This is a genomic window from Acinetobacter sp. ACNIH1, from assembly GCF_002934695.1.
Classification (GTDB): domain Bacteria; phylum Pseudomonadota; class Gammaproteobacteria; order Pseudomonadales; family Moraxellaceae; genus Acinetobacter; species Acinetobacter variabilis.
The window spans coordinates 2,401,219-2,425,140 of the sequence record NZ_CP026420.1 but is presented as its reverse complement, the minus strand read 5'-3'; the positions used below and the strand labels follow the sequence as shown (position 1 = coordinate 2,425,140).

Here is a 23,922-nt window from a genome sequence, read left to right as displayed (position 1 = left end):
ACGTTCAGACGTAGGAGACAGCGTCTTTTGCAAACTTTGCGCGCGTCAAAATGTGGTTTATCAACCGCTCAATTACCTTCTTATATTCTCGATGTGATTGATGCCTTAACCAAGGCAGGCTATGAAGCTTATATCGTAGGTGGTGGTGTCCGGGATCTGATGCTGGGTTTAAATCCCAAAGATTTCGATGCAGTGACCAATGCTACACCAGCTCAGGTTAAAGAAGTGTTCGGACGGCGTTGTCGGATTATCGGACGACGTTTCGAGCTGGCGCATGTCTATTCGGGCCGTGAACTGGTTGAAGTGGCAACTTTCCGTGCACCTCCTAAAAAAGCGGTGACCTCTGCAGCAGGGATGATTCTGCGCGATAATAACTGGGGCACCATTGAGCAGGATTTTGCTCGTCGAGATTTTTCGATCAATGCCATGTATTACCAGCCACGCAAAGGTATCGTGCTGGATTTTTGTAATGCAGTAGATGATATTAAACATAAAACCCTGCGTTTACTGGGTGATCCAACTCTAAGATTTGAGGAAGATCCGGTTCGGATGTTGCGAACTTTACGTTTTGCAGCCAAACTCAATTTCAGTATTGATGAAGCCATTCTGGATATTTTTACTCCGGAAATGACCCAGCTTCTACGTGATGTATCTCCGCATCGTCTTTATGATGAATCGCAAAAGCTGTTCACTATGGGACATTTGAATCGTGTGTTGCCAATGCTGATTGATTTTGGCATCTGGCGTCAGTTGTTTGCGGATATCAAACCAGACATTACCGCGTTTATTGAACTGGCAGCGAAAAATACCGATCAGCGTATTTCGATTGGTAAGACCATCAACCCGGCATTCTTCTATGCAGTATTATTATGGCAACCGTTCCTGGAGCGCTGTGATTTTTATCTGTCTAAAGGGGTAGTGCCTGCGGAAGCACGTGCGCAAGCAGGACTGGATGTACTGAAACGTCAGGCTACCCGTACTGTGATTCCACGCTTTGCGGAAACTTTCATTCGTGAAGTCTGGGAAATGCAAACCCGCTTACTCAATCCAAAACCGCAACAGATTGAAGCATTATCAGGTCATGCACGGTTCCGTGCCGGCTTTGACTTTTTGTTGCTGCGTGAAAAATCAGGCGATGAAACTGCAAAGGGTATGGGAAGCTGGTGGGAAGCCTATCAGCAAATGGGCAGCGATGAAAAAGAGCGTGCCATTGCCCAATATAACCGTCAGCGTGCCAAGAGCCGTCGTAAGGCTTCTCAGGAAGAACATCTGGAACAGCGTCTGGCTGCACAAGATGTAGCAACCGAGATTGAGCCTCTGGTGAATGAACCGGAACCACGTAGCCGTCGTGCACGTAAAGCCAAATTTGAGAATGAGCGTAGCAAACCGGTTTCTCATGTGGCGGCCAGTGCCAGCGGTGACATTGGTGCAGACCATCCAATTACCAAGCGTAAACGGGTGCAGCGTGATTTAAGCCAGGTTATTTTTGGGCCTACACAATGACAGTGACCTATATCGGTTTAGGAAGTAACCTGGGCGATTCGCGCCAGATTCTGGCTGAAGCCGTGCAAAAGTTGGCAAGTCTGGGGCAGGTCAAAACCTCCCATCTATATCAAAGTCCACCTATGGGGCCACAAGATCAGCCGAATTATTTTAATGCTGTCGTACAGTTAATTACGGATCTGGCACCGCTGGATCTGCTGAATCGGTTGCAAGCCTTCGAACAGGAAGCTGGGCGTGTACGTCTACGTCATTGGGGTGAACGTACCTTGGATCTGGATCTGCTTATTTATGGTGATGAACAGATTCAAAATGAACGGTTAACCGTACCGCATGTTGGCGTGCTGGAACGTGATTTTGTATTGGTGCCATTACTGGATATTGATGACAACTTGCAGCTGGATGGAAATACATTAAAAGACCTGGACATCGTCAAGCAATCAACCTTAACGGTTTTTGACTGCACGAATTGGGCAAATATTTAATTTTTAATTATTGGCATGTTCGAGAGAACTTCAATAATAGAGGAACATCTTCATGATCAGTCTCAGTGATTTAAGACGATATAAAGCGGAAGGACGCAAATTTTCTTGCCTGACTTGCTATGATGCCAGTATGGCCAAAGCCATGGAAATTGCTGAAGTTGACAGTATTCTGATTGGCGACTCTTTGGGTATGTCGATTCAAGGTCGTGATTCAACCTTGCCTGTGACTGTAGAAGATATGGCTTACCATACCGCAGCGGTTCGCCGTGGCAATCAGCATGCACTGATTATGACTGATCTGCCATTTATGAGTTATGCCACTCTAAATGATGCGTTACAAAGTTCAAAAACGGTGATGCAGGCCGGTGCACAAATGGTCAAGATGGAAGGTGGTGCATGGCTGGCAGAAACCGTTCAGGTTCTAACCCGTAACGGGATTCCAGTCTGTGTTCACTTGGGTCTCACTCCACAGTCGGTGCATGTCTTTGGCGGCTATAAGCTACAGGCCCGTACTCGTGAAGCGGCCGATCAACTGATTGCTGACTGTAAGGCAGTGGTTGAAGCCGGTGCAGCAGTGCTGTTGCTGGAATGTGTGCCTGCACAATTGGGTCAGGAAATTACTGAACTATTCCCGCATATTCCGGTGATTGGCATTGGAGCAGGGGCAGCCACTGATGGTCAGGTACTGGTCGTTCAGGACATGCTCGGTCTGACTTTTGGCCATACCGCGAAATTTGTACGTAACTTTATGAAAGAACAGTCTGGTGCGACTGCAATTCTGGATGCATTTAAAGCCTATCATGCGGCTGTTTTAGATGGTTCATTCCCAGCACCTGAACAAACATTCCAAGTCGAGTTGTAACATGAAAACAGAAACAACCATCCAAGGATTATCTGCTTCGCTCAATCCTGCACGTTCTGCGCGTAAAATTATTGGTTTTGTCCCGACCATGGGTAACCTGCATCAGGGTCACCTGAATCTGGTGCGTGAGGCGCGTAAACTGTGTGATGTCGTTGTTGTGAGTATTTTCGTTAATCCGATCCAGTTCGGACCAAATGAAGATTTTGATAATTATCCACGTACTTTAGAACAGGATCAGCAGTTACTGGCAGATGTAGGTTGTGACATTGTCTTTGCCCCGACTGTAGAGCAGATGTATGGTAACAAGCCACGTCTGACCAATATCAGTGTGTCTGGTATCACCAATGATCTATGTGGCTTGCAGCGTCCAGGTCATTTTGATGGTGTAGCGGTCGTGGTGACCAAGTTATTTAATATTGTTCAACCTAACTATGCTTTCTTTGGTCAGAAAGATTATCAGCAATTGGCTGTGATTCGTCAGTTTGTTCAAGACCTGAATATTCCGCTGGAAGTGATTGGTGTGCCAATTGCCCGCTCTGAAGATGGTCTGGCACTCAGTTCGCGTAATGGCTATCTAAGCGAGCAGGAACGTGCGACAGCACCGGTTATTTTCCAGAGTCTGAAAACTGCTGAGCAGCAGTTACATGCAGGTAAAACTTTGGAGGAAGCACTGGCTGGTATCCGTCAGACTTTGACAGATGCAGGTCTGGTAATGGACTATGTAGAAGCCCGTACACCGGAATTGCAGAAAATTGATGAATTTAATCAGGATGTCGTGATTCTGATCGCGGCGAAATTAGGGAAAACTCGTCTGATTGATAATCTGCAGATCAAATATGCAGCTGGATAAGTAAAAGGATCGTAAGGCATGAAGCGCATTTTAATTGTGACAGGACAATCTGGCTCAGGTAAATCTTCTGCATTGCAGGTACTTGAAGACTTGGGTTATTACTGTATTGATAATCTGCCTTTAGCCTTACTTCCTGAAATTGTAGCGAAGCTGGACTGTGAAAATAATCTGGAACAGTTGGCGCTTGGGGTGGATGTTCGTAGTACCCGTGCAGATTTGCAGGAATTCGACCATGTGTTTGAACAGCTGCAACAGCATGGTACGGTGGATGTCATCTATCTGACCACGCAGGATCAGGAGCTGATTGCCCGTTTTAGTGCGTCACGCCGTCCGCATCCTTTGGCTGCCCGTTTCAAGAGCCTGCATCAGTGTATTCAGGAAGAAAAAGTCCTGCTGATGCCAATCCAGCTCCGTTCTACAGTGCATATCGATACCACTGATAAAAGCGTTCATGATCTAAAACATACCTTGCTGTACAAGCTAGGACAGACTGATAACCTGATTGTGATTCTGCAATCTTTTGGGTATAAGCATGGCATTCCTTTGGATGCTGATTATGTTTTTGACGTCCGTCACTTGCCGAATCCGCATTGGGAACTCGAACTGCGCAAATATTCAGGTCTTGATCAGCCGGTACAGGAATTCCTGGAGAAAAGTGATCAGGTCGAAGACATGTTTCAGGATATTTATCACTTTTTAGACAAATGGCTGCCGACCTTTGCTGAGGGTCATCGTCATTATATGACCATCTCAATTGGTTGTACTGGCGGCCAACATCGTTCTGTTTATATTGTGGATAGACTAAAAAAAGCGCTTGAGGCAAAATGGTCTATTCAAGTCCTCCACCGAGAAATGAAGCACTGGTCATGATTGATACGACTGTTGACGTAATTAATAAACTAGGTTTACATGCGCGTGCATCAGGTAAACTCATTGAAGTTACCACCAAATTTCGTTCCAGTATCCAGATTGGCAAGTCGGACAAATTGGTTGATGCCAAAAATATTATGTCCTTGCTGATGCTTGGTGCGGGCAAAGGAACAACTTTACGCTTAGTGATTGAAGGTGCAGATGAGGAAAAGGCTTTATCTGAAATTCAGGCACTGTTTGCGGCAAAATTTTATGAGGCAGATTAATCGTGGCACGTCGACCGAGCAGTTTAACTGAAGAAGACTTTGAATCTTTAGAGGGACGCGCAAGTAAAACCGAACAGAAAAAAGCAGTTCAGCGTATGGCTGCTTTAGGCGCACAGTTGGCAGAACTGAGTGCGAAACAAATTAAAAATTTACCCGTTGAAGAGCGTCTGATTGAAGCTTTGCTGGATGTCCAGCAAATCAGTTCACATGAAGCACGCCGTCGTCAATTTTCACGTATTGGTAAATTACTCCGTAATGAAAATGAAACCGTGATTCTGTCTTATCTGACTCCGAAACAGGGTTTGAAAAAGACAGCACAATTGCAGCGTTGGGTTGACCGTATCGTGAAAGATGGTGATCCTGCGATTAACGAATTTACCAAAACCTATAATGCGACAGAGCGTCATACCTTACGTCAGCATTATTTACGTGTGCATCGTGATCTAAAAAATCAGGCACCGGAAGAAGAAGTGGCAGCCTCAAAGCAAAAGCTGTTTAACTATGTGCAGCAAGTTGCCCTGATTTCAGATAACTGATTATAATCTGAATTTCTGAATTAAAGAAAAGCGACACTTTGTCGCTTTTTTATTCACTCTAATTAAGTTTAATTTTTTATAAGAATTCAAGAATGTTCCTATAAGTCATTGTTAACTGTAAAAAAATGTAAACTTTTAATATTTTTGATTACTTAAGAAATAGGTTTTAGTGCATAAATAAACTATTTAAATCTCTCAATATTTTATGATTATTAAGAATATTTAAAAGATAGAAATAGATTTAGGTCAAAGTTAATATTATCAGCGCTCTACTTTTCTAGAAAGTGACAATAGGTATTTTCTATATATTTGAAAATTCAAAGGCTTTTATTTACCTGAAGATCAGAAGAAAAGTGAGCTGTTTTTATCTTCGTATAATTTGGATATTAAGGTTATATCGAAACAATTTGAAATGAATTTAGGAATTTCAAATAATTATATGTAATTTTTTATAAGAGGAATATTTTTTCAAGTAATTCTTAATATTTAAATATCAAGGTATTGAAGCTATCAATGTATCTTTAGAGAAATAAGTTAACAAATCCTTTGGTCGGTAAATGAGATTTTAACGTTGAGTAAATATAGAATCTTTGTTATTGATTGTATCAATTTAGTCGGTTGTAATTTTTACTCTATATTCCATAACATCCAGAGAGGCAGACATGGAACTAAAACTGCTAGAGATCGGTCAGAATACGGAGCAGTTAAGCTCGTGCCGTATATCTCTCATTTTAGGTGTCTATACCTCTGACAATTTATTAGACACCTTCTGTAAAGTCGCGCGTAAAGTACTCGGCGCCAAGACCTGTATCATCGGATTCCATACGGAACCCTATATCTGGTACAGCTGTCCGCTCGGTTTTCGCGGTTTACACGTACCACAGAATGTGGACATACCTAAATATCTACAAGAAATGGATGTGATCGATCAAAATCATCCTGCATATGCAGAATTATCAGATCACGTAAAAAGCCTTGGTGTAGCTCATCAGCGGCTGGTGGCATTTAATTTAAAATCAGCTCAAGGGCAGTCTTTAGGGCAGGTGGTTTTCTTTGATGATCAGACTGAAGTGTTTGATCAGGAAGATATTATTATTGTTCAGCAATTTGCTGAAACTTTAGTCAAGCGAGTTAAACTGAATGAAGAGCATACTGAACTAAAAGAGTTATACGAACAACAATGTGCACAAAACTTCAGTAAAACCAAATTCTTCCAGATTATTGCTCATGACCTGCGTGCACCTTTCCATGGCCTGTTAGGCTTCTCGGAAGTATTGGCGCAGGAACGTGACACTCTGGATGAATCCAGTATCCAGAGTATTTCTGATTATTTATATGATACGGCTCAATCGACGTATAACTTGTTAGAAAGTCTGTTGACCTGGGCGATGGCAGAGGGTGGACGTTTTGTTTATCATCCGATTAATTATGAATTAAAACAGTCTACTAAAATTGTCTGTGATGTACTGAAAAGTCTGGCGCTGAAAAAGAATATTGAGCTGATTGACCAGGTTCCTGAAGATATCAAGGTACATGCTGATATCAACATGATTACTTCGGTCTTGCAGAACCTGGTATCGAATGCACTGAAATTTACTCCAGTGGATCAGGGTGGACAGGTGATCCTGGCTGCTGAAATGGAAGGTGAGCAAGTCAAGATCACTGTTCAGGATACTGGTCTCGGTGTGACTGAAGAACAGATGGAAAATCTGTTTAGACCAAATCTCACGGTGAGCTTAAAAGGCACGGACAATGAGAAAGGCGCAGGTCTGGGTCTGGTACTGTGTAAGCGTTTTGTGGACCTGAACCATGGACAGATTGCCGTAGATTCTAAAGAAGGCGCTGGAACCACCTTTACTGTGCATTTACCTAAAGTGACCAATGATCATCAGGCATTGGTACTTGAAGATCTGCATACTGAAAAGTCCTGAAAATCATAAATTTCTTTTAAAACCGTTCCCACTCGGCCTTAACTCCTGCTATAACTAAATAAAAGTTTTGAGGGAATCACCGAGTGATGGACGCGGTACAATTGCAGAAAACCTTAAGAGCCAGTCAGTATGCAGAACAGGTATTGGCCAATCATCAAGATCTATTGAATCAGGATTATGCAATTGATCAGTTTCAGGGATCACTCGGCACTGAACAGATTCAAAACTTAATTCAGGCCAATCTATTAAATATCAGCGATGAAACCATGTGGATGCGCAGTTTACGTATTCTGCGTGCCCGTCTGATGTTTCGCTGGATCTGGCAGGATGCCAATCAACTTACCAATGTCATCACGCTGACTCGCGAGCTGTCTGATTTCGCCGATGCCTGCATTTGTGCTGCCAAAGAGTTTGCCCGTATTCCTCTAGTCGCCAAATATGGTCAGCCAGTTGGTTATAACGGTAAAGTTCAAGATCTTATTATTATTGCGATGGGCAAACTGGGCGCTCAAGAACTCAATCTTTCCAGTGATATCGACTTGATTTTTGCCTTCGATGAGCAGGGTGAAACCGATGGGCGCAAATGTATTGATGTGCAGCAGTTTTGCATCCTGTGGGGACAGAAACTGATTCATTTGCTGGATCAGATCACGGCGGATGGTTTTGTATTCCGGGTGGATATGCGCCTCCGTCCCTGGGGCGATGGTTCGGCGCTGGCCATTAGCCACGCGGCCTTGGAAAAATATCTGAGCCAGCATGGGCGTGAATGGGAGCGTTATGCCTGGATTAAAGCGCGTATTGTCAATCCAAGTCCGGAAGGCGATGAGCTGCTGGAGATGACCCGTCCATTTGTATTTCGCAAGTACGTCGATTACAGCGCTTTTGAAGCCATGCGCGAAATGAAAGCCATGATCGAGCGCGAAGTACAGCGCCGTAATATTGAAGATGATATCAAGCTCGGAGCCGGTGGCATTCGCGAAGTCGAATTTATCGTGCAGGTGTTTCAGCTGATTTATGGCGGGGCCAAACTTGAATTGCAGGATCGGCAGTGTCTGGTGAATCTAAATCATCTGGATGATGCCGAGTTGCTGGATGAACAGGCGGTGCAGGATCTGGAAAATGCCTATTTATTCCTGCGCCGGGTTGAGCACGCGATTCAGGCACTGAATGATCAGCAAACGCAATCACTACCGACAGAGCCAGAGTTAAGGGCGCGTATAACGGACACACTTGGTTTTGCGGATTGGGACAGCTTTATGGCATATCTCAATGAAAAGCGTGACAAAGTGATGTATCAGTTTGATCATCTAATCAAGGAAAATGGCCCTGACACCTTGGTTGAAAGTTTTTCCCAGTTGGAAAAGAAACTCAAAGAAGTGTTGGATGATAATGCAAAGAATCTTGTCTATGAGTTTTGGAATGGGCATGCCTTAAAAAAATTACCGGCAAAGGCGGTACAACGTTTAAAAACCTTCTGGCCGCATTTAATTGAAGCCGTTTTACAGTCAGATGATCCTCAGGTGGCATTGGTGCGCTTGATGCCCTTAGTCGAATCAGTGATGCGCCGTACGGTATATCTGGTGATGTTAATCGAGAGTAAAGGGGCGTTGCAGCGACTGGTGAAGATGGCCACGGTCAGCCCCTGGATTTGTGAAGAACTGACCCATTATCCGGTGCTACTGGATGAATTCCTGTCGATGGATTTTGAATTGCCAAAACGTCAGGATCTGGAAGACTCTTTACGTCAGCAACTTTTACGGATTGAAATTGATCAGGTCGAAGACCAGATGCGGGTCTTGCGCCTGTTTAAAAAATCTAATGTTCTGGCCGTTGCCGCCAGTGATGTGCTGGCTGAAAGTCCTTTAATGAAAGTTTCCGATGCCTTGACCGATATTGCTGAAGTATCGGTGAATGCAGCGCTGCATCTGGCCTATCAGATTGTGGCAAAAAAGCATGGTTTTCCACTGGATGCAGAAGGGCAGCGCTGTTCAGTCGAGCATACGGCTTTTGCAGTCATTGGTTATGGTAAAGTCGGTGGAATTGAATTGGGTTATGGCTCGGATCTGGATCTGGTGTTTATTCACTATATGGGTGAACAGGCCGATACCGATGGACTTAAGCCGATCAGTGGCTTTGAATTTGCCATGCGGGTTGCACAAAAGTTTATGTCCCTCATGACCACGCAAACCTTGGATGGACGTGTATATGAAGTCGATACCCGATTGCGTCCATCGGGCGAAGCTGGGCTTTTGGTCACCAGTTTAAAAGCCTTTGAACAGTATCAGTTCAAGAGTGCCTGGCTATGGGAGCATCAGGCCTTGGTACGAGCCCGCCCGATTGCGGGTGAAATGAGCTTACGGAAAAAGTTTGAAGTCTTGCGCCGGGATATTTTGATTCAGCCCCGTGATGAAAATTATGTACGGGCAGAAGTACTGAAAATGCGTCAGAAAATGAAGGAGCATCTCGGTTCTTCCGCCGATCAAAAAAAAGATGGTATTTTTCATTTAAAACAAGATGCAGGTGGTATCGTAGACATCGAATTTATGGCACAGTATGCGGTGTTGGCTTGGAGTGGGACGAATAAAGATCTCGCCCATTTCTCCGACAATGTACGAATTCTTGAGGATGCCGCAAAATCAGGTTGCTTATCCAGCGACGATGCGACTGCTCTGATTCAAGCTTATCTCCGTGAACGCGCCGAGAGCCATCGCTTAGCCCTTGCAAATCAATCCATGCAAGTGTCTGCAAGCGACTGGCACGATACCCGAATGACCGTTTGCAAGTTATGGCAAAGACTGATTGATCCAAGTGCAGACTTTGCACTGGATAGTGAATAATTGTGAGAAATTGGAGTTTGTGGCATGAATTTGGCTGATCGTGATGGTTTCATTTGGCAAGATGGACAACTAGTTGACTGGCGTGAGGCAAAAACTCACGTATTAACACATACTTTGCATTACAGCATGGGTGTGTTTGAAGGCGTCCGAGCTTATGAAACCCCGAATGGAACGGCTATTTTCCGTCTTAAAGAACATACGAAGCGCTTGTTGAATTCTGCAAAAATTTATCAAATGAAAGTTCCATTTGATCAAGCAGCATTAGAACAGGCTCAAATTGATGTTGTTCGTGAAAACAAATTAGCGTCTTGCTATTTACGTCCAATTATTTTTATTGGTTCTGAAAAACTCGGTATCGCTGCAACTGACAATACCATTCATGCCGTAGTTGCGGCATGGAGCTGGGGTGCTTACCTCGGTGAAGAGGCGATGGCGAAGGGAATTCGCGTAAAAACGTCTTCATTTACCCACCATCATCCGAACGTGACCATGTGTAAGGCTAAAGCATCAGGTAACTACACCTTGTCGATTCTTGCGCATCAGGAAGTGGCGCATTCAGGTTATGATGAAGCAATGCTGCTCGACCCACAAGGCTATGTATGCCAAGGTTCAGGCGAAAACGTATTCCTGGTGCGTGATGGCGTGATTCATACGCCTGATATCGCAGGTGGTGCGCTGGATGGTATTACCCGTCAAACGATTATTACGATTGCTAAAGACTTGGGTTATGACGTAATTGAACGCCGTATTACCCGTGATGAGTTCTACATCGCAGATGAAGCATTCTTTACCGGCACTGCTGCAGAAGTAACACCAATCCGTGAATACGATGATCGTCAGATTGGTGAGGGTGTACGTGGTCCAATCACCACTCAAATCCAGAAAGCATATTTTGATGCAGTTCAGGGCAAAGACCCGAAATATGCACACTGGTTAACGTATGTGAAGTAATTAAGAATTTACTGATTGAAAAAACCTCTCATTTGAGAGGTTTTTTTTAACTGATGTACTTATTCTGCCGAACTTATGTCATCATATTCACCATCAAGAAGATTTTAAGATGAGCTTAGGCATACGCAATGAGTAACATCGTTATTTGTATGAAATGGGGAACCAAATACGGTTCGGAATACGTCAATCGTTTATACAATATGGTTAAACGACATACGACAGTCGACTTTAAAATGGTCTGTCTGACGGATCGTACTGAAGGCATTGATCCTGCAGTACAATGTTTCCCTATTCCACCTCTGGCATTGCCTGAAGGTGCGCCTGAGCGTGGCTGGAACAAGCTGTCCACTTTTGAGCCTGATCTGTATGGTTTGGAAGGCAATGCACTCTTCCTCGATCTTGACGTGGTGATTGTCGATAATATCGATGAGTTCTTTACCTATCCGGGTGACTTCCTGATTATTCATGACTGGAAACGTCCTTGGCGTATTACCGGTAACAGTTCGGTTTATCGGTTTAAACTGGGTGCTTTCCCAGGTCTGTTACCTTATTTCCGTGAACATTTTGATGAAATTCGTCAAAAATTCCGTAATGAGCAAGCCTATTTGTCTTGGTATGTAGACCGTGAAGGTAAACAGACGTATTGGCCAGAAAGCTGGTGCAAGAGCTATAAATATCACTGCCTGCAAAAAATTCCGATGGCTTATTTTAAGCCGCCTGTGAAGCCTGAAGGTGCCAAAATCATTGTTTTTCATGGCGAGATTAATCCGCCAGATGCAGTGAATGGTGGTGGTGGTAAATGGTATCGTTATGTGTTGCCATCGCAGTGGATTAAGGACGCTTGGCAGTAAGTTATAGAGTTTATTCAAGCTAATTGTTGATTAGAAGTATTATGGAAAAAATAGATTTTGTTATTGCGTGGGTCGATGGCAATGATGTAAAGCATCGACTTAAAAGGCAACAGTTTCAATCTACTAATATCGTAAAAGGTTCAGCAGAAGAAACTCGATTTGCTAGTAATGATGAAATCTATTTTTCAATTGCTTCAATTCTTAAATATGTTCCCTATTTTGGAACAATTTATATTATTACGGATGAACAGCAGCCTGCACATATTCATGATTTTTTCGAACAGGGATTATGTGCTCCTGAGCAGATAAAAATAATTGATCATAGAACAATATTTGCTGGTCATGAGCAATACTTGCCTACATTTAATTCTTTAAGTATTGAAACTATGCTTTGGAATATTCCAGGGTTATCAAAGTATTTTATTTATTTGAATGATGATTTCTTCTTTAATGCCTCATCTGAATTAGATGATTTTTTAGTTGGTGACCAGATAAAAGTCTATGGACATTGGGAAAATAACTCCTTAATTAAAGCAAAATTTAATCTACGTAAAGGTCTTAATAAATATTTTGGTAAACCTTTACAGCCTAAATATACAATTGCTCAAATGCTTAGTGCTGAATTATGTGGATTTAATAAATATTATGAAATTCATCATCGTCCCCATATATTGGATCGTGATGTACTACAAAATTATTTTCAAAAATACCCTACAACATTAGCTCAACAGATTAGGCATCGTTTTAGAAGTGCTTTTCAGTTTTTACCCGTAGGACTTAATAATCATTTAAAAATTCAGGCTAATGAAGCAGTTCTATACGATGATATTAATATTGCTTATTTAAAAAATGAAGCATTGCTATCTTTATTTTTAGAAAACTTAAATAATACCACTATTAAATTTGGTTGTATTCAAAGTTTGGATCAATTTGATCCAAAAGAAGCAGAAAAGGTATCTTTTGCTTTAATTGCTAAATTTAAAAACTATTTACCTCTATCTATTCAGCATTAAGAGTTAATCATGAAAGTTGTAACTTATTTAATTAATTTAGACGGAAGTGATGAGCGTCTAGCTGCAGCAACTCAGCAGCTTAATAGTGTGAGCTGGAGGTTTGAACGTTTTGCTGCTTATGATGGTCGGGGTAAAGCACTCTCTGAATTCATAAATTATAATGACGATCAAACTAATAAGGTATTAGGTCGTAGTTTAATGAATTCCGAGTTAGGTTGTTATTTAAGTCATTATGGATGCGCTGAAAAATTTTTAGCCACTGATGCAGATTATTTAGTGGTTCTGGAAGATGACCTTAAAATTAATAGTGACTTTAAGATTAAAATTGACAGCATCATTGAATATTTGCACCAACATCAAGATTTAAACTGGTATCTTATTAATATTGCTGCAAAAAAGAAAAAACTAGCAAAAGATATTACGCAAATAGGGGATATAAGTCTATGGCATGCTTTTTATTTCCCAATTCGTGGCTTAGGGTTAATCTGGTCGCGGCAGGGAGCACAGTCTTTTGTTGAGGTAGGCAAAACTATAAATATGCCGGTTGATATCTTCTTCCAGTCTTGGTTAAGTCAAAATGGCAAAGGTTTAGGGATTTGGCCACCACTAGTGAAGCCAGCAGGGGTCGATAGTGATATTTTGGGAACGGTTGCTACTCAGGGGATTTCTCGTAAAGCACTTGAAAATAGAAGCAGCTCCTATGGCTTTAAAAAGCAGAAGCGTATGTGGCGTGATCGTTATCATGCACTAAAATATCTGCTAAATTCTTAAAATTCATCGAATATCTTAATAATTGAATATTTATCATTAAAGGAATAAATCAATGAGCATGTTGGAAATAATTTAGATGAAAATATTTAAAAAAACTTATTATATGCTTAAGTTTTATATCATGTATTTTTACAAGATTAGAGGCACGAATTTAAAAATTCATAATTACGCAAATATGATTACGCTTAATCCAAAGCCAGAAGAAGTTAAAATACCTAAGCTGATTTGGCTGTATTGGGAGGGGGATGTACCATTATTTGTGGAAAAATGCATAGAAAATATAAAGCTAATAAATGCAAATTATGAGGTTCATTTTTTAACACCAACAACTGTTGATCAATTTATACAGATAGATTTTGATTCTTTAAATATTCATCTACCTCAGCATAAAGCTGATTTAATCAGATTTAAATTACTTTATGTTTATGGAGGAATCTGGTTAGATGCAAGTATTATCGTTTATGAAAATTTAGATTGGATTCAAGAGTTGGTTTCTCAAAATCAGACCGAAAGTTTTGCCTATTATCGTAAAAAAAACACTACCAATATTGATTCTCCAGTCATCGAGAATTGGCTTTTAGCAACGGCTCCTAACAATAGGTTTTTTAAAGATTGGTTTGATGAGTTGGTGAACGCCATGCAGGTTGGCCCTAAAACATATATCAATGAAATTAAACGTACTGTGCCAAATTATGAGAGAATATTTCAAAAGATTAGTAATTTAGAGTACCTGATTTCCTATGTGGTGTGTCAGGTGATTATGCTGAAAGCATTGCCTAGTATTACTTTAATTGATTGTGATCAAAATGCCTTTTACTATCAGGTAAAAAATAAATGGGTCAAAGAAAAAACATTAATTGAAATGGCAATCAATCATCATTCAGGTGAATACCCTAAATTGATTAAATTTGCCGGTAAAGAGCGTAAACATATAGGCGAATTTTATGAAAAAGGAATGTATTTTCAAGATTCACTGCTAGATTTCCATGATGATCAGAGTAAAACCTTATCTTAACGCTCTATCAGGTTGGATGATCTGAACCACTTAGAGGATGGTGTCTTGTTCGAGCGTTAATTTATTAAATGATTTGATAAGACTATGGGGTGAAAGATTATAAACAGACACTTTTTGACTTTCAAAGAAATAGGCTGCTGTTTCAAATGCCGCTATGATTGATTGGGTGTGCTGGTTTAATAAGGTAGGTTGTTTTGCATCTAAAGTTTCATAAAATCGTGGTAGGTCGAAGTTATTCATATCCACACCTGCAATATAGATATGTTGGTAATTTAATCCTGACATAATCTGTAATGCGGTATAAGCCACGGTATAGTAGTCAAATACTGTGTCATACATGTGTGTAGAAAAGCCAAAACCATTGTAGAAGTAATTACTCTTAACTTTTTCATCAACATGAATAGTGTTTCCCATAAAAAGTTCATTTTTACAGTTACTCGTGATTTCAATAATTTTAAATTGGCAACGAATCTGTTCGATTTTTACTTTTCTTAGAATATAGTCTAAGCAACGTGCGGTGGTGAAAAAATTGCATGCTGTGTCTAAAACCCGCTCAACGAGATCAAAACGATTTTGTACAAAATCATGATCAATAATGACATAGTGTTGAAAAGTGACCTCATTCAAAGCGATTGCTCCATTGACGCCAATATAGTCCAGTTTCTCATATTTAAAAAATTTATCAGGAATCTTTTTAATCGATGGTCCTGTTGCGATCAGCATACATTTTGAATGTTTATTCTTTAAGTTAAGCGTATGGTCTGCAATTAAGGTATTCCTAAAAAAAACTTGATCAATTTGACCCGATGCATTACGAACCACACGGTAAAAAGGCCAATAGCGTCTGTTGTGTTTGTAAGTACTCGGTTTTAAAAGTTTATAGGTATATTTTGTCAAATTTCGAACGAAATGGTTGAAAATTAAACCACACATATTCTTGTCTCTTTCATAGCTTATTTCTATGAGTTATATCAAGTTTATTTGAGAATAATCTAATTGATAAGATGATTCAGTTGCTTAGAGGGTTAATGATCTAAATTAAATGAATCACGCTTGGTTTTAAACTTGCTCAGGAGCCTCTTAAACCAAGGCTGGGATGTTTCTGACCGAGTAATGTTATTGCCCGAGTATTTTTTTTGAGATGCTTTGTGAAATTTTCCGTAGGGTGTAATTGTATAGTCCTCAAGTTGGTATCCGGCAGAAAGGGCTTCGTGATAGTATTGGTCAAAAAGTGTTGTCAGGTCCGCTCGGGGGTGAGGAATAATTTCGCCATCAAACCAATGTGTTGAATTATTGTGTTGAAGACGAGGAATTGAATATTTGTGACTAAACTGGGTGCCCATATCGGAATAATGCAAAATTTTAATCTCGTTGATACTTAGATTTTCACCATCGATGCAATTAAAATGATCATTATAAGCTTGAACCAATGACGGTTCTTTTTGAATTTGTCTCATCAGACTTTGATGACTGGCAGGGTTACTTTTTAATTCCTCAATTCTAGGAAGAAAATGTTTGGCCTTTTCACAATCCCAGACACAAGTGCATAAACGGGCTGAGCTTCCCCCCCCCTTGGCTGCCACAATAGCATTGGCTTCAATAGGATGTTCCCAGAGTAGTGCAAGATCATCGAGTACAATGACATCTGTATCCATGTAAATGGCTTTACCTTGAAATTGACAATACTCTGGAATAGCCCACCGAAATCCGGAAAAAGGTGTCGCCCAGTTTTCTGTTCTCCATCCTTGATTCGATTTCGGATCAGAATACCAATAGCTAGAAGGATCACGCGAAAGTTGCATCCAAATAATTTCTACAGGCTGCTGGGTATGTTTTTTAATGCTGTAGTCTAAAACCATCATTTGTTCTAAATCACAGTTGTTTGGGTCACAGCCTATAAAAATTTTGATTGTTTTGAGACTCATTTTTATCAATTATTTTGTGATATGATAATGTATATTAAAACAAAGACTATATAAAAACAAAGACTACATAAGATTTACTATGTTTTTTTATTTATTCTATTATAATTAAAACTTAAATAAAATAATCGAATTTATTTCAATGACTTCTTTGGTTTTTAAATAAATTACAATAACTTATGTGTATTATATTGTTATATAATTACGAAAAAAATTTAAAATTATAGTTTTTTATCACACTTTTATCTATGATTTTAAACTTAAATTGGTAGAAAATTAAAAGGATTCTTAATGTTGACAGTTTTTGGTTTTCATACAGATGATAAACTATATACGAAGCATGCTCAAATTTTAGCTGAATCAGCAAAAAAAATTTAATATTCATATTCTATTAAAGCAATTTTCAAAAGATGACTGGCAAACCATTATTGCATTTAAGCCTGTGTTTATTTCGCAAATGCGTCGTGAAACTCATGGCCCACTTTTATTTGTTGATGCTGATGCTATAATTCTTGAGGATATCCGGCCATACTTCAATGCAATTGAAGAAGATATTGCAGTACATTACATAGATAATAAGCGTTTAATTAGTAGTACTATTTTTATAAATGACACTAAAAATGCACATTCTCTGATGGATGAATGGGAGAAGCGTATGTTGCAAAATCCAACTATTTGGGATCAGATTATTTTACAAAACTTGGTTGATGAGTGGCATGATGCAGGCCTTATTACATTAAAAAAGCTACCACCAAACTATACATTTATTTTTGATACATCTCGTAATTTATATGGGGATAAGATTCAACCTAGTATTGAACAATTACAAGCAAGTAGAGATAAGCGTTGGATACAGAAATATGAGCAAAGAAATTCAATTTATCAATGGATAATGCGTTCTTCTCTACTGTCAAAAAGTACTAAAAAGATTGTTAAACGACATAATGAAGTTAATGCACGAACAACAAAGTTAGGAATTGATATTAAGTTAACTTTAAGTGATTTAATTGAATAATTAAAATTTATTGATAAATATTACTTTCATCAATTATTTTCCTAAACCTTTTATACCCCCACAAATACTGTTCCGGAGCGACATTAATCATGCGCTCCATTTCTTTATTTAAGGTATCAACCGACAATTGTAAATCTTTAGATAAAATATCATTTGATAATTTAGTCACGTAAATATCATAGCCGGAAAAATCTTCACGTCTTAAACAACTAAGCCCAACTACTGAACATTGTGTTTTGGCTGCCAGTTTGGAAAGTAAGGTAGAAGATAGCGCATTTTGATTGTAGAAAAGTGAGTAGATACCACCACTTTCTTTAGGTACATGATCCGGCAATATTGCAGAAAAACCACCCTGTTTTAAATGCTTAAATAAAGCACGTACACCAGAATCATCTGTAGGAACCAGTGTGGCATTCAGGCGTTGCCGAGCTTCAAGCATAAAACGGTCAATATCCTGATTCTTACTGGGCTTGTACATAATTACAGGGGAGGTGTGCTGATTTACCCAGACATTTAAAAGCTCCCACGTACCAAAATGAGGCACCACTGCCAAGCAGCCATGAGGATTTTGCAAAGCTTTCAGGAAAATATCTTCGCCCTGCACATCTTGAATCAAAGACAGCGCATAGTCTGGTGATGATCCCCAAATCTTGACTGATTCTGCATACGTCATGCACTGACTTTTCAGGCTGCTTTTGGTCAAATCAGCCCGTTCAGCTTCCGAAAGTTCAGGATAGGCAGAGGCCAAGTTAATCTCGGTCACTCGGCGTGCAGAAGAATGGCTGAGATACAAAAGAGATCCAGCCAGTTGCGCAAGATTTTGAATGAATCTTAGTGGAAGCTTGGAGAAATTTTTGAGTAGGGTGTACATGGTATCCAGATGGTCAGATTATAGGTCTTTGTCCGGATTGCCCTTCAGCACCATATAAATCAAACCTACAAAAATCAGCAGGGCACCTAAAATACTGCTCAGGCAAAAATACACAATACGATCATTGGTATCGAGGTTGAACAGATTGTTGGCAAGGATATAGCGCATGAACAGCCATTGAACCACTGAAAATACAATAAGCATAATGCTGCGATTACGAACTGCAGGACGCATAGCCATTGCTAATTACCTTAGATTAAAAACTGTGGCTATTATGCCACTGTTCCAGATACGACTCAATCTTACAAAAAAAGCCCCGCACGAGGCAGAGCTTTTTCACTTAATACTTCAAGAATTATTCTTGAGATTCAGCTTTTGGTTTTTCACGTAAGCGAATACCAAGGTCACGCAGTTGATTTGATTCAACTGGAGCAGGTGCTTGCGTTAATGGACATTCAGCAGTCTTGGTTTTCGGGAATGCAATGACGTCACGAATAGAAGCACCACCAGTCATGAGCATCACCAGACGGTCAAGACCAAATGCCAAACCACCATGCGGAGGAGCACCGTAACGTAATGCATTTAATAAGAAGCTGAATTTCTCTTCTGCTTCTTCTTCGCCAATACCTAATGCTTCAAAGATCGCTTTTTGCATTTCAAGGTTATGAATACGCAGTGAACCACCACCGATTTCAGTACCGTTCAATACCATATCGTAAGCAACAGATAATGCTGCACCTGGGTTGTTCTTCACTTCTTCAACGCTTGATTTTGGTAGCGTGAATGGGTGGTGAACAGAGGTCCATTTGCCATCATCAGTTTCTTCGAACATTGGGAAATCAACAACCCAAAGTGGCGCCCACTCACAAGTTGATAATTTAAGGTCATGACCGATCTTCACACGAAGCGCGCCCATGGCATCGTTAACAACTTTCGCTTTGTCTGCACCGAAGAATACGATGTCGCCATTTTCAGCACCAACACGTTTCAATAGATCCAGCACGATAGGCTCGATGAATTTAACGATTGGAGATTGAAGACCTTCGATGCCTTTTTCAAGTTCATTAACTTTGATGTAAGCCAGACCTTTCGCACCGTAGATACCAACGAATTTAGTATATTCGTCGATTGCACTACGTGGCAGTGAGCCCGCACCTGGTACGCGAAGCGCAACAATACGGCCTTTAGGATCTTTTGCAGGACCTGCGAATACTTTGAACTCAACATCTTGCATCAAGTCTGCAACATCAACGAGTTTCAAAGGAATACGTAAGTCTGGTTTGTCAGAAGCGTAGTCACGCATTGCTTCTGAATAAGGCATACGTTGGAATTTGTCGAATTTGATGCCAAGAAGTTCGTCGAACATCTTAACAGTCATGCCTTCCATCAAATCCATAATATCGTCATCGCTCATGAACGATGTTTCGATGTCAATTTGAGTGAATTCAGGCTGACGATCCGCACGTAAGTCTTCATCACGGAAACATTTAGCGATTTGGTAGTAACGATCTACACCACCCACCATCAACAACTGTTTGAACAGCTGTGGTGATTGTGGAAGAGCATAGAAGCTACCATTAGATACACGGCTTGGAACTAAGTAGTCACGCGCACCTTCAGGGGTCGCACGAGTCAAGATCGGAGTTTCAACGTCCAGGAAACCATGCTCGTCTAAATAGTTACGAATCAGGGTGGTCACTTTAGAACGGAAACGTAAACGATCGATCATTTCAGGACGACGGATGTCCAGGAAACGATATTTCAAACGAATTTCTTCAGAAATGTTTGTATTTTCGTCATTTAATGGGAATGGAGGAGTTTCGGATTGAGCAAGAACTTCGATTTCTTTACCCAATACTTCGATTTGACCACTCACCATGTTGGCATTTTCAGTACCCGCATAACGGCGACGCACACGGCCTGTAATTTTTAATACGTATTCAGAACGTGCTTTGTCTGCTGTTGCAAACGCTTCAGGTGTATCTGGGTCGATAACCACTTGAACAAGACCGTCACGGTCACGCATGTCAAGGAAGATGACACCACCGTGGTCACGGCGACGGTGTACCCAACCGCATAATGTTACGGTCTGGTCAATTTGAGCTTCGGTTAAAGAACCGCAGTAATGAGTTCGCATCATAGCGTTAAAAATCCAACTATATGGGTTAAGGAAGCGTTTACGTAAACAGCGTACCGCCTTTAGCAAAGGTAGGATTATGCCTCTTTGGGAATGTTGTCACAAGAACTTGAGGCAAAAACAGTATCATTTTAAAGTGAATAAGCAGGAAGTGGGAGATTATGCTAGCCCATACGCCGATCACGATCCAGAAATAGAAATAGCAGACAGCCCAAACTAAAAGTGATTAAAAAGCCCTGGCTAAATTCATTGATAGAGCGGCCGGTAAAATAATACAGATCAGACCGCCAGACCTCATCCGGAATGTAGCGCATATAGTCCCATGTCGAAAATAAACCTGTGAGCGTAGAGAGGCCTAATAGACCCCAGCAAAAGATGAGGATCTTGTGACTGACGCTTAGATATTGCCGATGAGTTTTATAGTAATGCAGACTCATCCACAGAATAAAAGGTAGCGCAAGAGCAGAAGTACCAATCTGCAAAATCCGGTGTAGTGGATAAGTTCGTCCTAAAATTTGATACTGCTGGCTGAGAATGTCATAAAAGGCAAAGGTTCGAAAATCTGCATGGGTCAGACCATCCCAAATAATATGAGTGGCTGTCCCAATCACCACTGCAATACACATAGCGCAAATAAATCTGAACGCTGAAAATAAGTTATGAATATTTAAGTCATGCTGTATGCCAATAAAACGATAAATCACTGGCCGGTAAATCAGGTACCAGACCGCACAAAAAATAAGACCAATCCATAAATCAGGATGAATCAGCGAAGACCATAAATGGGTGATATTAGAATTTGTATGGGTAAAAAGACGGTACAGGTCTGGGACCATACTACCAATCGCCAACGCAGCAACAGGGAGCCGGTTGCCAGTTAAATATGAAATAGGCGGAGCGAGTACAGCATGAGATAAAGTAAAGGGCATAAAAATAGGATTTTACTGCAATAAAAAATATTCAAACGACATTCTAATAAAATATCTCATTGATTATCGTAAAGGATTGCAAAAGAAATGAAATGTTATATTATAACACTATTCTAAATTGCTGAATTTGAGCTTGGGTCATGTCCTTTTCTAAGAATCTAATAACACTCTCAATTTTTGCTGTAGTTGCGCCTACAGTATTTGCTGAACAGCCATCTTCTTCTATTCCTGTACAAACCATGGATACCATTCAGGTACAAGCTCATCCATTGGTACAAACTGCGGCAGATTTTGCAGTTGCTGATCTAATGGTGGATCAGAAAGCTTTATCTGAACGTGCGACGACTATTGGTGATGCGCTGGCAGATGAACTTGGGGTGTATTCAAATCAGTATGGAACCGGAGCGAGCCGTCCGGTAATTCGAGGACAAGATGGTCCACGTGTCAAAGTTTTGCAGCATGCTTCAGAAACGGCTGATGTATCGACCTTATCTCCTGACCATGCGGTAACTGTTGATCCGATTCTGGCCAAACAGGTCGAAGTGATTCGCGGCCCATCAACTTTGCTTTATAGCGCGGGAACAGTCGGTGGTCTGGTCAATGTCACTGACCAGAAAATCCCTACCCAAATGCCGGAAGATGGTCTGGAAGGGACTGTTGGACTACGTTACAACTCGGGCAGTGATGAAAAACTGGCAAGTGCAGGCGTGACTGCTGCAGTCGGTGAAAATTTTGCCCTGCGTGTCGAAGGTACAAAACATAAGGCCAATGACTATATTGCGCCTGATTATGTAGTAGAAGAACCTCATGGCGATCATTCACATTTTCACAAAGAACGTCGTGTAGGCAATACTTTTGCTGAAGGCCAGACCGTGAATATTGGTGGATCATGGATTCATGATCGTGGTTTCGTTGGCCTGTCTTATAGCAACCGTCAGGATGAATATGGCTTGCCTGGGCATAGTCATGAATATCATGGCTGTGTATTGCATGGTGATCATTTCCATGGCTGTCCAGAGCTGGGTGCTACCGCAGAGCATGAAGAAGAGCATGGCGGGCCATGGGTAGATCTGAAATCTGAACGTTATGAAGTACGTACTGAACTGGAACAGCCTTTTGCTGGTTTTGACAAGTTACGTGCCCATGCCAGCTTTACTGATTATGAGCATGATGAGCTGGAAGAAAATGAAGTGATTAGTAATTTCAAAAGCAAAGGCTACGATGGCCGTTTAGAGCTGGTGCATATTCCGGTTGTGGGTTGGGAAGGAGTAATTGGCACCCAATATAGCCAGCAGAAAATCAATCTGGCTGCTACAGAACATGATCATCATGAAGATGGTGACGAGGATGATGAAGAACATCATGTCCATGGTTCAAGTGTGGTCATGCCAGATACCAAAACTGAAAAATACAGTCTGTTTGCCTTAGAGCATAAACAACTCGGTGATGTGCATGTCGAACTGGGTGCACGTGTCGATCATCAAAAAGTACAAGTTGAATCTGAACAGAAAAATTATTCAGGCACAGGCGTTTCTGCTTCAGCAGCGGCGAATTGGAAATTTGCCCCGAACTATAAGTTATCCATTGTAGGTTCACATCAGCAACGTTTACCACTGGCGCAAGAGCTATATGCTAATGGCCTGCATTTTGCCACCAATACCTATGAAGTCGGTAATCCTGATCTGGATAAAGAAAGCTCGAATAACCTGGAGCTGGGTTTCGAATATGAAGGTGCTAAGCTGGATTATCATGCACATATTTACCATAACTGGTTTGATGACTATATCTACGGTGCGACAACCGCCAGAAATGGAAATTTGCGTGGGGTAGAATATACCCAAGATAAGGCCCGTTTCTATGGGGCTGAAGCGGAAGCTACTTATGCATTAAATGATACATACAAGCTTGGTGTATTCGGTGATTACGTGCGCGGCAAAATTGATGGTGAAAATGCACCCCGTATTCCAGCAGGCCGCTTAGGAACCAAGGTTGAAGCAGACTTTGCTGATGGATGGTCAGGAATGGCAGAGTATTATCATGTCTTTAATCAGGACAAAACGGCCAGTTATGAAGATGAGACCCAAGGCTATAATATGGTCAATGTCGGCCTAAGCTATGCCAATAGCATTGCTGATAAAAATGCCTATCGGGTTTATTTTAAAGCCAATAATCTGCTCGATGATCAGGTCTATTCGCATAGCTCATTCCTGTCGAATATTCCGCAAGTCGGACGTAATTTCACAGTCAGCGTACAATATGATTTCTAGAATTCAGATGAAATAACTGACCAAATCCAAGTACTGTCACTGA

The 23,922-nt window shown here is 40.9% G+C and carries 22 protein-coding genes; 16 read left to right on the top strand and 6 right to left on the bottom strand.

Annotated features, from left to right (window positions below; genetic code table 11):
- The first annotated feature begins 27 nt into the window (after positions 1 to 27).
- The 14 genes from pcnB (at position 28) to C3F22_RS11780 (ending at position 14,738) form a co-directional block, all read left to right on the top strand.
- Positions 28 to 1,503, top strand: a complete 1,476-nt coding sequence (pcnB, locus tag C3F22_RS11845) for a polynucleotide adenylyltransferase PcnB (protein ID WP_004782125.1) — start codon at positions 28 to 30, stop codon at positions 1,501 to 1,503.
- Complete coding sequence (gene folK / locus C3F22_RS11840) at positions 1,500 to 1,985, top strand: 2-amino-4-hydroxy-6-hydroxymethyldihydropteridine diphosphokinase (RefSeq protein WP_004782126.1); 486 nt, start codon at positions 1,500 to 1,502, stop codon at positions 1,983 to 1,985. The genes pcnB and folK overlap by 4 nt, the downstream gene beginning before the upstream one ends.
- 52 nt (positions 1,986 to 2,037) lie before the next feature.
- Complete coding sequence (gene panB, locus C3F22_RS11835) at positions 2,038 to 2,847, top strand: 3-methyl-2-oxobutanoate hydroxymethyltransferase (RefSeq protein ID WP_004782128.1); 810 nt, start codon at positions 2,038 to 2,040, stop codon at positions 2,845 to 2,847.
- A 1-nt stretch (position 2,848) separates the two neighbouring features.
- Entirely contained in the window at positions 2,849 to 3,697 is an 849-nt protein-coding gene (panC, locus tag C3F22_RS11830; protein WP_004782130.1) for a pantoate--beta-alanine ligase, read from the top strand.
- Positions 3,698 to 3,715: 18 nt separating this feature from the next.
- A complete protein-coding gene (gene rapZ / locus C3F22_RS11825) occupies positions 3,716 to 4,567 on the top strand; it encodes an RNase adapter RapZ (RefSeq protein WP_004782131.1) in 852 nt (283 codons plus the stop codon).
- Positions 4,564 to 4,833: an HPr family phosphocarrier protein gene (locus C3F22_RS11820; protein WP_034169914.1), complete on the top strand. Its 270-nt coding sequence runs from the start codon at positions 4,564 to 4,566 to the stop codon at positions 4,831 to 4,833. Before rapZ ends, C3F22_RS11820 begins: the two co-directional genes overlap by 4 nt.
- Positions 4,834 to 4,835: 2 nt before the next feature.
- The gene (gene yjgA / locus C3F22_RS11815; protein WP_005232100.1) at positions 4,836 to 5,369 is read left to right on the top strand and encodes a ribosome biogenesis factor YjgA; all 534 of its coding nucleotides are present in this window, start codon (positions 4,836 to 4,838) and stop codon (positions 5,367 to 5,369) included.
- A gap of 662 nt (positions 5,370 to 6,031) precedes the next feature.
- Complete coding sequence (locus tag C3F22_RS11810) at positions 6,032 to 7,300, top strand: sensor histidine kinase (protein ID WP_104426611.1); 1,269 nt, start codon at positions 6,032 to 6,034, stop codon at positions 7,298 to 7,300.
- 86 nt (positions 7,301 to 7,386) lie between these two features.
- A complete protein-coding gene (glnE, locus tag C3F22_RS11805; protein WP_104426610.1) occupies positions 7,387 to 10,137 on the top strand; it encodes a bifunctional [glutamate--ammonia ligase]-adenylyl-L-tyrosine phosphorylase/[glutamate--ammonia-ligase] adenylyltransferase in 2,751 nt (916 codons plus the stop codon).
- A gap of 24 nt (positions 10,138 to 10,161) precedes the next feature.
- Entirely contained in the window at positions 10,162 to 11,088 is a 927-nt protein-coding gene (locus tag C3F22_RS11800) for a branched-chain amino acid transaminase (protein WP_004278329.1), read from the top strand.
- A 128-nt stretch (positions 11,089 to 11,216) separates the two neighbouring features.
- Positions 11,217 to 11,939, top strand: coding sequence for a glycosyl transferase (locus C3F22_RS11795; RefSeq protein ID WP_004278328.1), 723 nt, complete (start codon positions 11,217 to 11,219; stop codon positions 11,937 to 11,939).
- Positions 11,940 to 11,980: 41 nt separating this feature from the next.
- Positions 11,981 to 12,952, top strand: a complete 972-nt coding sequence (locus tag C3F22_RS11790; protein ID WP_004278327.1) for a Stealth CR1 domain-containing protein — start codon at positions 11,981 to 11,983, stop codon at positions 12,950 to 12,952.
- A 9-nt stretch (positions 12,953 to 12,961) separates the two neighbouring features.
- Positions 12,962 to 13,723, top strand: coding sequence for a glycosyltransferase family 25 protein (locus C3F22_RS11785; protein WP_004278326.1), 762 nt, complete (start codon positions 12,962 to 12,964; stop codon positions 13,721 to 13,723).
- 76 nt (positions 13,724 to 13,799) lie between these two features.
- Entirely contained in the window at positions 13,800 to 14,738 is a 939-nt protein-coding gene (locus C3F22_RS11780) for a glycosyltransferase family 32 protein (protein WP_004278324.1), read from the top strand.
- 30 nt (positions 14,739 to 14,768) lie between these two features.
- Here the strand turns inward: C3F22_RS11780 and C3F22_RS11775 are convergent, their stop codons facing one another.
- On the bottom strand, positions 14,769 to 15,671 hold the full coding sequence (locus C3F22_RS11775) for a hypothetical protein (RefSeq protein ID WP_004782138.1): 903 nt from the start codon (positions 15,669 to 15,671) through the stop codon (positions 14,769 to 14,771).
- Between the two features lie 92 nt (positions 15,672 to 15,763).
- Positions 15,764 to 16,663 (bottom strand): glycosyltransferase, encoded by a 900-nt coding sequence (locus tag C3F22_RS11770; protein ID WP_004278322.1) that lies wholly within the window; start codon positions 16,661 to 16,663, stop codon positions 15,764 to 15,766.
- A 454-nt stretch (positions 16,664 to 17,117) separates the two neighbouring features.
- On the opposite strand from C3F22_RS11770, the gene C3F22_RS11765 reads away from it, so the two are divergent.
- Positions 17,118 to 17,675 (top strand): glycosyltransferase family 77 protein, encoded by a 558-nt coding sequence (locus C3F22_RS11765; RefSeq protein WP_262735583.1) that lies wholly within the window; start codon positions 17,118 to 17,120, stop codon positions 17,673 to 17,675.
- Between the two features lie 7 nt (positions 17,676 to 17,682).
- On the opposite strand, the gene C3F22_RS11760 is transcribed toward C3F22_RS11765, so the two are convergent.
- The 4 genes from C3F22_RS11760 to C3F22_RS11745 all read right to left on the bottom strand — a co-directional run bounded on the left by C3F22_RS11760 (position 17,683) and on the right by C3F22_RS11745 (position 21,612).
- Positions 17,683 to 18,546: a lysophospholipid acyltransferase family protein gene (locus tag C3F22_RS11760; RefSeq protein WP_004782143.1), complete on the bottom strand. Its 864-nt coding sequence runs from the start codon at positions 18,544 to 18,546 to the stop codon at positions 17,683 to 17,685.
- An 18-nt stretch (positions 18,547 to 18,564) separates the two neighbouring features.
- Positions 18,565 to 18,786 carry a hypothetical protein gene (locus tag C3F22_RS11755; protein ID WP_004278319.1) on the bottom strand — a complete coding sequence of 74 codons (222 nt, stop codon included), beginning with the start codon at positions 18,784 to 18,786 and terminating at the stop codon, positions 18,565 to 18,567.
- Between the two features lie 115 nt (positions 18,787 to 18,901).
- Positions 18,902 to 20,686 carry an aspartate--tRNA ligase gene (gene aspS / locus C3F22_RS11750; protein WP_004782144.1) on the bottom strand — a complete coding sequence of 595 codons (1,785 nt, stop codon included), beginning with the start codon at positions 20,684 to 20,686 and terminating at the stop codon, positions 18,902 to 18,904.
- A gap of 161 nt (positions 20,687 to 20,847) precedes the next feature.
- On the bottom strand, positions 20,848 to 21,612 hold the full coding sequence (locus C3F22_RS11745) for a DUF4184 family protein (protein ID WP_004782146.1): 765 nt from the start codon (positions 21,610 to 21,612) through the stop codon (positions 20,848 to 20,850).
- Positions 21,613 to 21,752: 140 nt separating this feature from the next.
- On the opposite strand from C3F22_RS11745, the gene znuD reads away from it, so the two are divergent.
- Positions 21,753 to 23,879: a zinc piracy TonB-dependent receptor ZnuD gene (znuD, locus tag C3F22_RS11740; RefSeq protein WP_104426609.1), complete on the top strand. Its 2,127-nt coding sequence runs from the start codon at positions 21,753 to 21,755 to the stop codon at positions 23,877 to 23,879.
- Positions 23,880 to 23,922: the final 43 nt, after the last annotated feature.

Bases quoted from the DNA above. Each gene is read 5' to 3' on its own strand.
- C3F22_RS11795 (WP_004278328.1), top strand. From the start codon at position 11,217: ATGAGTAACATCGTTATTTGTATGAAATGGGGAACCAAATACGGTTCG.
- C3F22_RS11755 (WP_004278319.1), bottom strand. From the start codon at position 18,786: ATGGCTATGCGTCCTGCAGTTCGTAATCGCAGCATTATGCTTATTGTA.
- C3F22_RS11745 (WP_004782146.1), bottom strand. From the start codon at position 21,612: ATGCCCTTTACTTTATCTCATGCTGTACTCGCTCCGCCTATTTCATAT.
- C3F22_RS11790 (WP_004278327.1), top strand. From the start codon at position 11,981: ATGGAAAAAATAGATTTTGTTATTGCGTGGGTCGATGGCAATGATGTA.
- panC (WP_004782130.1), top strand. From the start codon at position 2,849: ATGAAAACAGAAACAACCATCCAAGGATTATCTGCTTCGCTCAATCCT.
- C3F22_RS11765 (WP_262735583.1), top strand. From the start codon at position 17,118: ATGCGTCGTGAAACTCATGGCCCACTTTTATTTGTTGATGCTGATGCT.
- C3F22_RS11820 (WP_034169914.1), top strand. From the start codon at position 4,564: ATGATTGATACGACTGTTGACGTAATTAATAAACTAGGTTTACATGCG.
- C3F22_RS11810 (WP_104426611.1), top strand. From the start codon at position 6,032: ATGGAACTAAAACTGCTAGAGATCGGTCAGAATACGGAGCAGTTAAGC.
- rapZ (WP_004782131.1), top strand. From the start codon at position 3,716: ATGAAGCGCATTTTAATTGTGACAGGACAATCTGGCTCAGGTAAATCT.
- C3F22_RS11770 (WP_004278322.1), bottom strand. From the start codon at position 16,663: ATGAGTCTCAAAACAATCAAAATTTTTATAGGCTGTGACCCAAACAAC.
- folK (WP_004782126.1), top strand. From the start codon at position 1,500: ATGACAGTGACCTATATCGGTTTAGGAAGTAACCTGGGCGATTCGCGC.
- C3F22_RS11780 (WP_004278324.1), top strand. From the start codon at position 13,800: ATGAAAATATTTAAAAAAACTTATTATATGCTTAAGTTTTATATCATG.
- glnE (WP_104426610.1), top strand. From the start codon at position 7,387: ATGGACGCGGTACAATTGCAGAAAACCTTAAGAGCCAGTCAGTATGCA.
- C3F22_RS11800 (WP_004278329.1), top strand. From the start codon at position 10,162: ATGAATTTGGCTGATCGTGATGGTTTCATTTGGCAAGATGGACAACTA.
- panB (WP_004782128.1), top strand. From the start codon at position 2,038: ATGATCAGTCTCAGTGATTTAAGACGATATAAAGCGGAAGGACGCAAA.
- aspS (WP_004782144.1), bottom strand. From the start codon at position 20,686: ATGATGCGAACTCATTACTGCGGTTCTTTAACCGAAGCTCAAATTGAC.
- C3F22_RS11760 (WP_004782143.1), bottom strand. From the start codon at position 18,546: ATGTACACCCTACTCAAAAATTTCTCCAAGCTTCCACTAAGATTCATT.
- C3F22_RS11775 (WP_004782138.1), bottom strand. From the start codon at position 15,671: ATGTGTGGTTTAATTTTCAACCATTTCGTTCGAAATTTGACAAAATAT.
- C3F22_RS11785 (WP_004278326.1), top strand. From the start codon at position 12,962: ATGAAAGTTGTAACTTATTTAATTAATTTAGACGGAAGTGATGAGCGT.
- znuD (WP_104426609.1), top strand. From the start codon at position 21,753: ATGTCCTTTTCTAAGAATCTAATAACACTCTCAATTTTTGCTGTAGTT.